The sequence below is a fragment of the Arthrobacter sp. ZGTC412 genome (genome assembly GCF_002929215.1).
Classification (GTDB): domain Bacteria; phylum Actinomycetota; class Actinomycetes; order Actinomycetales; family Micrococcaceae; genus Arthrobacter.
Map to the genome: position 1 here is coordinate 133,652 of NZ_PJII01000010.1, position 7,753 is coordinate 141,404.

General features: G+C 63.3%; 8 protein-coding genes. 6 read left to right on the forward strand and 2 right to left on the reverse strand.

Annotation, left to right across the window (positions count from 1 at the left end; all coding sequences use genetic code 11):
- Positions 1 to 61 precede the first annotated feature (61 nt).
- Complete coding sequence (locus CXQ88_RS13180) at positions 62 to 904, reverse strand: hypothetical protein (protein WP_104044600.1); 843 nt, start codon at positions 902 to 904, stop codon at positions 62 to 64.
- Positions 888 to 2,654 carry an FAD-dependent oxidoreductase gene (locus CXQ88_RS13185; RefSeq protein WP_104044601.1) on the reverse strand — a complete coding sequence of 589 codons (1,767 nt, stop codon included), beginning with the start codon at positions 2,652 to 2,654 and terminating at the stop codon, positions 888 to 890. Before CXQ88_RS13185 ends, CXQ88_RS13180 begins: the two co-directional genes overlap by 17 nt.
- Positions 2,655 to 2,810: 156 nt before the next feature.
- Here CXQ88_RS13185 and CXQ88_RS13190 point away from each other — a divergent pair, with 156 nt between their 5' ends.
- From CXQ88_RS13190 to CXQ88_RS13215, 6 genes are all read left to right on the forward strand, one after another.
- On the forward strand, positions 2,811 to 3,173 hold the full coding sequence (locus CXQ88_RS13190) for a UBP-type zinc finger domain-containing protein (RefSeq protein ID WP_104044620.1): 363 nt from the start codon (positions 2,811 to 2,813) through the stop codon (positions 3,171 to 3,173).
- A gap of 143 nt (positions 3,174 to 3,316) precedes the next feature.
- Complete coding sequence (locus CXQ88_RS13195) at positions 3,317 to 4,483, forward strand: cytochrome P450 (RefSeq protein WP_181037511.1); 1,167 nt, start codon at positions 3,317 to 3,319, stop codon at positions 4,481 to 4,483.
- 230 nt (positions 4,484 to 4,713) lie between these two features.
- Positions 4,714 to 5,160: a hypothetical protein gene (locus CXQ88_RS13200; protein ID WP_258061857.1), complete on the forward strand. Its 447-nt coding sequence runs from the start codon at positions 4,714 to 4,716 to the stop codon at positions 5,158 to 5,160.
- 227 nt (positions 5,161 to 5,387) lie between these two features.
- Positions 5,388 to 6,080, forward strand: a complete 693-nt coding sequence (locus tag CXQ88_RS13205; RefSeq protein WP_104044602.1) for an MSMEG_4193 family putative phosphomutase — start codon at positions 5,388 to 5,390, stop codon at positions 6,078 to 6,080.
- A 24-nt stretch (positions 6,081 to 6,104) separates the two neighbouring features.
- Positions 6,105 to 6,659, forward strand: a complete 555-nt coding sequence (locus CXQ88_RS13210; RefSeq protein WP_104044603.1) for a DUF3090 domain-containing protein — start codon at positions 6,105 to 6,107, stop codon at positions 6,657 to 6,659.
- Positions 6,659 to 7,426 carry an SCO1664 family protein gene (locus tag CXQ88_RS13215; protein ID WP_104044604.1) on the forward strand — a complete coding sequence of 256 codons (768 nt, stop codon included), beginning with the start codon at positions 6,659 to 6,661 and terminating at the stop codon, positions 7,424 to 7,426. The genes CXQ88_RS13210 and CXQ88_RS13215 overlap by 1 nt, the downstream gene beginning before the upstream one ends.
- Positions 7,427 to 7,753 lie beyond the last annotated feature (327 nt).

Sequence of the window (7,753 nt, forward strand, 5' to 3'; positions counted from 1 at the left end):
CCCGGCCAGTCCTGAGGATCAGGCCTATGCGGGAAGGTCGCTCACATATTTCCGGCCCGGGCTACCGGTGAGATAGTGCGAGTGCCCATCCGCCGGCCACTCCAATGGCAAGTAGGACGGTCACGAAGCCGATCGCCGGTGCGCTCGGCCATGTCAGGGCGTCGCCATACCGCAGCAGGGCAACCGCCTGCAGAACGACGAAGGCAACGGAAGTTAGGGCCACGGGGCGGACGGTGCGGATGTCGCCGCCCAACTGGCCCTGCGCCGCCGCCCACCCCAGACCGACCAACCACGCTCCGATCGCCCTCGCTGTGAGCTCCGACAGTGACCACGGCCACCATGTCGCGGCCTGAACGGGCACTGCCAGGAGCGCCGCGCCATACGACAGCAGTACCCCGGCGATTCCCGCCAGGAGAAGCCGGAGCGTAGGGGGTAGCACTGGCCGCCCCGCCGTTACGGCCTTTGGGGCAGGACGCCGCGACCGGATCTGCATCCGGCTGATAACGAGCATCGCCGCGGGCACCAAGGCATAGATAACCAGCCACGCCCAGGTAGCTGTTTGGGCGGTGGGGGCAGTGTCTGGCGACAGGTGGAAGCGATCGAGATGAAGCAGGGTCACTCCGAAGGTCAATGTGGTGAAGACGAACACGGGCCAGACTGCTAGCCTGGCTGAATCCCAACCCGCCGAACGGGCGCCTGTCACCTCCAAGCCGGCACTCGACCAGTATGCCGCCCCGAGGAAGACCGCGGTCATGGGCGGGTTAACTGTCCACGCGAAAAATTCATCTGTCCGGAGCGGAAACACGAACAGCACGAGCCCGGCAAGAAACACGAGGAATGCAGCGACGTAGAGCAGCCACCGCATCGGCGGAATCAAGGGTATGACCTCAGTTCGAGCGAACATCACCGGGCAGCTCCTCGGTTGCTGCTGCCCCACCAGGGGCAGGGGGCGAGGCAGGCAGGGGGTTCTCGGCCAGGTAGGTGTGAAGCATCGAGACCACCGTGGCGCCGTCCCCGACTGCGGTAGCCACTCTTTTGATCGAACCGGCCCGCACGTCACCGATCGCGAAAATACCGGGCATGCTGGTTTCCAGCGCCAATGGATGCCTGTCCGATCTGGCGGACCCGGCCTCACTGACATCCCGGCTGGCGCCCGTGCGCAGAAAACCGGCTGGGTCACGCTCTACAGTGTCGGGCAGCCAGGAGGTCCGCGGCACTGAACCGATCAGCACGAACAAGCCGCCCGCTTCGATCTCCTCGCTCGGGGTTGCATCGGCGGCTCTGGATGCGGCGACCTTGACGGCGGCAAGGAATCCGTCCTGGTCGCGGGCCCCCACGAGCATGGTGCCATAGCGGATCCCAACGTTCCGGGTGGCCTCAAGTTGGGAGATGAGGTATTCCGACATACTGACCGACAGAGAGGGTCCCCGCACCAGCAGCGTCACCTTCTTCGCGTACCTCGCAAGGTGCAGAACCGCCTGTCCGGCCGAGTTGCCGCCACCCACGACAATGACGTGCTTTCCGGCCATAGACGGCGCCTCGGAGACTGTGGACCCGTAAAAGACGCCTCGCCCGACGAGATTCTCCAGCTGAGGTATCCCGAGGCGACGGTAGTCCACGCCGGTGGCCACCACGACTGCGCGGCACCGTACGACGCTGCCATCGGAAATCGACGCAGCGTACAATGCTCCGTCCACGCCGAGCCCCTCCACCTTCCGCAGGAACAGGAAGTCCGTGCCCAAAGTCCAGGCCTGGTGAAATGAGCGGTAGGCCAGGTGCGCGCCGCTCACACCGCGGGAGAAGCCAGGGTAGTTCCGGATCAACGAGCTGGTGCCGGCTTGGCCTCCCACAGCCTCTCCCTCCACCACCATGGTGGAGAGGCCCTCAGAGGAGGCATACACGGCGGTCGCGAGACCGGAAGGACCGGCTCCCACGACCACCACATCGAAGATCTTGTCCGCCGGTGGCGGTCGCGTCACCCCCATCGCTTCGGCGATCTCCAGGTCACTCGGGTTCTCGAGGACAATGGGTGGAGCGGTGAACTCCAGTACCATGACCGGCAGCACGGGGTCGCGCAGGTTCACGCTCTCCAGCGTCCGCTCCGCCGTCTCCGACCCGACGGGGTGGAAGCCTACCGGGATGTGGTTCCGGCTGAGGGAGTCGCGCAACCTATGAGTCCGTTCGTCGCCAACCTCCCCGATCAGCCGGACGGCCTCGAACCCGACCCCCTGGGCCAGGTGCCAGTCGTCGAGGGCGTCCGTTATCGCCCCATGGAATTCTTCGTCCCGCGATCGTTCGGGACGTATGATCAGCAATTCGGCCGACCCCTGCGCGATCGCCCGGAATACGGTGGGGGCGCTGGCGAAGTCGCCCCATGTCACCACAACACCACGCTTCGCGGCCGGGTGAAACCCATAGGCACGCCGCAGGAAATCGAGTCCACCGCGGTCAGCCGGTCCATAGCAACCGAGAATGAGGGCGACCGGGCGATTCCAGCGGCGGAGCCCCTCAAGCACCGCCCGCCCGTGGGCGTGGTCGGCGCAGGCCACCACCTCGTAATCGGCACCGTAGCGTCGACGTAACTCATCTTCAAGAATGCGCCGAGAGGTCGGGTCTCTGGTGGCAATCAGCATGACCGGAACCGAGTGATCCATGGCCGCCGTCTTTCCGGTTCAATGGTTCGGTGGCGCTCACGATACTCGCGCTGGGACATTGGGGACAAGGGCGCGGAGAGTCTGCCAGAATAACTCCCGACGGCAGGCAAGCGGGATGACCTGAGCAGAACCGGAGCGATGGAAGTGGAGGAACCCATGGAGGATCGACCTATTCCGGGAATCAGCCTATCTGCCACACCCAGTGGAACAGGGTGTTCGGAGTGCCTCAGCGGTGACGGCCCAGGATGGTGGCTGCATCTTCGCCGCTGCGCCCAATGCGGCCACATAGGGTGCTGCGATTCATCACCCTCACAGCATGCCAGTGCCCATGCGCGCACCGCCGGTCACCCCGTCATGAGGTCCTTTGAACCTGGGGAGGACTGGTTCTATGAGCACACTACGAAGAAGTTCTTCCGCGGCCCGCGGCTTCCGGATCCTCAGTCCAGACCACCGGAGCAGCCGGCACCTGCACCGGCAGACAACGTACCGGCTGACTGGCGGGAGCACCTGCACCGGTAACGGTGGATCCAAAAACAAACCGCTTTACCGACTGCTAATGACCGAGGAGCCGGCACTGGCTAAAATCAAGGCTCAACGCCCAGTCGACCGGGGCCCGAGGTCCGTCTGGGTGATAGGGCCCGAAGCGAGCAGAGAGGCCAGCCGTGGACTTCATTCAGTCCGCTGAACATCAGCTCAACCCCTTTCCTCACTACGAACGGATGCGGGAAGCTGCGCCCGTCCATTACGACGAAGAGTCGGGAAGCTGGCACGTCTTCCGATACGACGACGTCCAGCGGGCACTGTCCGAATATGCAACATTCTCGTCGCGCATGGCCGGAGACGATGCATCGGGGACCGGCCAACTATTCGCCGCGAGCCTAATTGCCACCGATCCCCCAAGGCACCGGCAGCTGCGATCCCTGGTCACCCAAGCGTTCACGCCTAAAGCCGTGGACGCGCTGGCTCCCCGTATCGCCGCGCTCACAGACGAGCTTTTGGAGGGGATCGCGGCCCGCGGCAGCGCAGACCTGGTTAAGGAATTGGCATACCCGCTGCCGGTCATAGTGATCGCGGAACTCATGGGCATCCCCGCCCAGGACCGTGAGCGCTTCAAAAAGTGGTCCGACGTGATTGTCAGCCAAACGCGGACCGATTCGACCAGTGAGAACCACTCCGGCACAAACATGGAGATGACGGAGTACTTCCTGGCCCTGATCGACCAACGCAGGAGCCGGCCGGGCCAGGACCTGATCAGCACCCTGCTGGCAGCGGAGATTGACGGCCAAAAACTGACAGTGCCCGAACTGCTCGGTTTTTGCGCTTTACTGCTCGTTGCCGGCAATGAGACCACCACCAATCTGATCGGCAACGCCGTTTTATGCCTGGCTGAGTACCCAGGCATCATGGACCGCCTGCTGAGGGAACCCGCCCTGCTTCCCCAGACCATCGAAGAAGTGCTGCGCTTTCGATCGCCGGTCCAGTCCATGTACCGCGTGACGGTCGCGGAGACTACCCTGGGGAACGAACTGATTCCCGCCGGCGCACCGATCGTGGCTTGGATCGGCTCCGCCAACCGCGACGAGCGGCAGTTCCAGCGGCCTGCCGAGTTCGACGTGGACCGCGGCCAGAACCGGCATCTGGCGTTCGGCCACGGCATTCACTTTTGCCTCGGCGCGCCGCTGGCCCGGCTCGAAGCCAGGATCGCATTGGGTGCCCTGCTGTACCGTTTGCCTGGGCTTTCCCTAGATCCGGATGCGCACTTGGAACGGATGGAAAGCACCATCATCTATGGGCTGAAGGCACTTCCGGTCAGGTGGCAGCCTGCCTGACCAACAAGAGACATCCCGCCACCTTGAGCGGCCGCACCGCCTACGAGCTGCCGGCGCCTGTCTTGGTTCTTCCGCTGCAGGCTGACGGCACCCGGTTGTTTAGGGGTTGCCGCCTTGCCCACCATGGAAGAGTGGGAGTAAAGAATAGACGGCACCGGTTCGCGCTTGCCGTGTGCCTGCTGGTTCCTCTGGGAAGTATGACGGGGTGCACCTATAACTACCCTGAGCCTGTGAACACCCCGACAACGGATTCCGCGCCTACAACAGAGGCACTCCAGCCGTACAACAATACGGAGGTCCTGGAGAAGGAAGCTGAGAACTACGCTGAGCTGTACCGGCTGCTGCGGGCGGTGCCGGGGCCAGTCCTCCTCTTCGAGGTTGGGCCACTGGACGGGCCGGTGAGGGGTTTTGGCAAATTCGAGAAGGTGCCGGCGGCCGGGCAGTACACCGTTACCGCTGCCTGTGTAGGTGCAACAGGTGCGAAGGTCTTCGTTGGCCAGGAGCATCCCGGTGCCCCCTTCCGCCCGGTGGAGCTCGAGCTGGACTGCGCCGGGGCCACGTCCCAAGTTATCGCTCTTGAACAGGGTTACTTGTTCGCGCATCTGGTGCTGCCCGGACCGGGTGACACTCCGTGGACGGGGGCAGTTGGAGGGGTCCGCGTGACCGGGGCCGGTTGAGGTCCCCACCACAAGCTACGCGACATGCCGGGACCAATAGTCATCCGTCGGACCGGCACGGCCATTCCCTCTGGGATGGCCCCGCCAGGCTTTGCCCGTGCTGCCTTCTTGGTCTACTTGGCTCTTTACCACCCGATGCCCTTTGATAATCGATAGTGGTGACGTGGCCAGCAAATATTCAAAGTGTGGGTCAACACTGCCGTCGAGCGGGTGGTTAGGCTGGGTTAATGGCGACAGTTATTCTCGTGCGGCACGGCCGCACCACAGCCAATGCCAATGGACTGCTGGCCGGTCGGGCCGCCGGTGTCAGCCTGGACCAGATCGGGCGCGAGCAGGCGGCTTTGACCGGAGAGCGGCTCGCGGCAGTGCCCGTGGTGGGGGTGGTATCGAGCCCTCTCGAGCGTTGTCGGCAGACCGCCCAACTCATCCTCGATCGCCAGGTTGGCACTCCGTACGCGCCGTTGGAACCCGATCTTACCGAGTGCGATTACGGCCAGTGGCAGGGCCGCACGCTCAGTGATCTCGCAACTGAAGATCTGTGGTCGGCTGTGCAATCGCAACCGTCCGCCGTCATCTTTCCCGGCGGTGAATCCATGGCCGCGATGCAGGCTCGGGCGGTAGCAGCCGTTCGACGCCATGATGCAGCCTTCGAAGCCGAGTACGGGCCAGGAGCCGTATGGGTGGCGGTGAGTCACGGTGACGTCATCAAGTCAATCCTCGCCGACGCGCTCGGCATGCACCTTGACCTGTTCCAGCGCATTAACGTAAGCCCTGCCTCCGTATCAATCGTGCGCTACAGTGCCAGTCGGCCAAGCGTCTACGCGACCAACACCGACGCCGGAGATCTGTCGTGGCTGTCGAACGGCCTCCACTCTGGCGATGCGCCGGTGGGCGGCGGTGCAGGGCAACAGGCGCCATGAAGCGCCTGTGCCTAAAATGCTCTTATGCCTACACGTGTTCATGAATTTGCCTGGCCTGATCGGGTCGTCGTTGGCACCATTGGCCTTCCGGGGGCACGGACGTTCTACCTGCAGGTGCGGGCAGGGACTCAGATCGTAAGTATCGCCATGGAGAAGCAGCAGTCAGCTCTGCTCGCAGATAAAATCGACGAAATTCTCGACCAGCTCATCGGCCTCGAGGGCAACCCTCACAGCGTTCCCACCAGCACTCCCATCGAATTGGTTGACAATGACCAGCTCGAGGCCGTTGAGGAGCAGTTTCGGACCGGCGCCATGAGTTTAGGATGGGACCCGACGACGGCGCAGGTCGTTATAGAGGCCTATCCGATCACGGATGTTGACACTGATAACGACGACGAATCGCTGGACGAGGATGACGCTGATGTGACCGAAATGTTGCTGGTGCGGATGCCGGTTGGCACCGCCCGTGCATTCGCTAAGCGCACGCGTGAGGTTGTGGGCGCCGGGCGCCCCGCGTGCCCGCTCTGCGGTCACCCCGTGGACGCCGACGGGCACGTCTGCACTCCGCCCGAGGTCTGATGCACGCGCCCGACCTTTTGACGGCCGAGCTGACGCTCACTGGGCGAATAACGACGGCGTCGAACGCCACCTTCCTGGGCAGCATCGGCGACACGAGGGTTGTTTATAAGCCGATAGCCGGGGAGAAACCGCTGTGGGATTTTCCCGACGGCTTCCTCGCTCACCGGGAGGTTGCCGCGTACCTGGTCTCGGAGGTCCTCGGCTGGAACGTGGTGCCACGCACCTGGCTGCGCGATGGTCCGATTGGCAAAGGAATGGTGCAGCTCTGGCAGGAGACAGACCCCGACCAGAACGCGGTGGATCTCGTTGCGGCGGACGACGTGCCGGAGAGCGGTTGGAAACATGTCCTCGAGGGTCAGGATGAGGAGGGACGGATGGTCGCCCTTATCCACGAGGATATGCCGGCACTGAGACGGATGGCGGTGTTCGACGTCGTTGTGAACAACGCCGACCGCAAAGGTGACCACATTCTCACCATGTCGGACGGACACCGGCATGGTGTGGACCATGGGCTCACCTTCCACCGTGACCACAAGCTGCGCACGGTGCTGTGGGGGTGGCTGGGAGAAACTCTTACCGCTGAGGAACGCGACGGCATCGATCGTGTCATCGAAGGGCTGCACGGTGAGCTGGGCCGAAACCTGACGGACTTGCTCAGCGCCGAAGAAATCGATTCTCTCGCCGCGCGCTGCGCTCGGTTGCTCCGGGCAGGTCGCTTTCCGGCTCCGAGCGGTGAAATGCCTGCTGTGCCCTGGCCGCTATTCTGACGCAGACTGTTTCGATGGTGAACGGCAGCAGCTGGCAACTGGTGCGGGTGGCCACATCTACCAGAAGCAGGACACGTAACCTACTGCTCTTGGGCGATTTCATGGCGACACGCACTGCTTTGACCCGTATGTATTGAACTTCCGGACGACTTCGCGCCCCTCGCTTTCCTCGGGCAGGGAGGGCATATAAACGTCGGCGAACGTAGCGCCATGTTTGTTCTTGATCGGTCTGCCAACGGGCGAACGGAAGAATGATGCTCCTATAGCTGTCAATTGGTGTTGAGCCAGTCTGAGTACCGTTGGAAGAAGTGGTCGTCTCGGGTGAGT

Excerpts from the sequence above, each read along its gene's own strand:
- CXQ88_RS13180 (WP_104044600.1), bottom strand. The coding sequence starts at position 904 with ATGTTCGCTCGAACTGAGGTCATACCCTTGATTCCGCCGATGCGGTGG.
- CXQ88_RS13185 (WP_104044601.1), bottom strand. The coding sequence starts at position 2,654 with ATGGATCACTCGGTTCCGGTCATGCTGATTGCCACCAGAGACCCGACC.
- CXQ88_RS13190 (WP_104044620.1), top strand. The coding sequence starts at position 2,811 with ATGGAGGATCGACCTATTCCGGGAATCAGCCTATCTGCCACACCCAGT.
- CXQ88_RS13205 (WP_104044602.1), top strand. The coding sequence starts at position 5,388 with ATGGCGACAGTTATTCTCGTGCGGCACGGCCGCACCACAGCCAATGCC.
- CXQ88_RS13210 (WP_104044603.1), top strand. The coding sequence starts at position 6,105 with ATGCCTACACGTGTTCATGAATTTGCCTGGCCTGATCGGGTCGTCGTT.
- CXQ88_RS13215 (WP_104044604.1), top strand. The coding sequence starts at position 6,659 with ATGCACGCGCCCGACCTTTTGACGGCCGAGCTGACGCTCACTGGGCGA.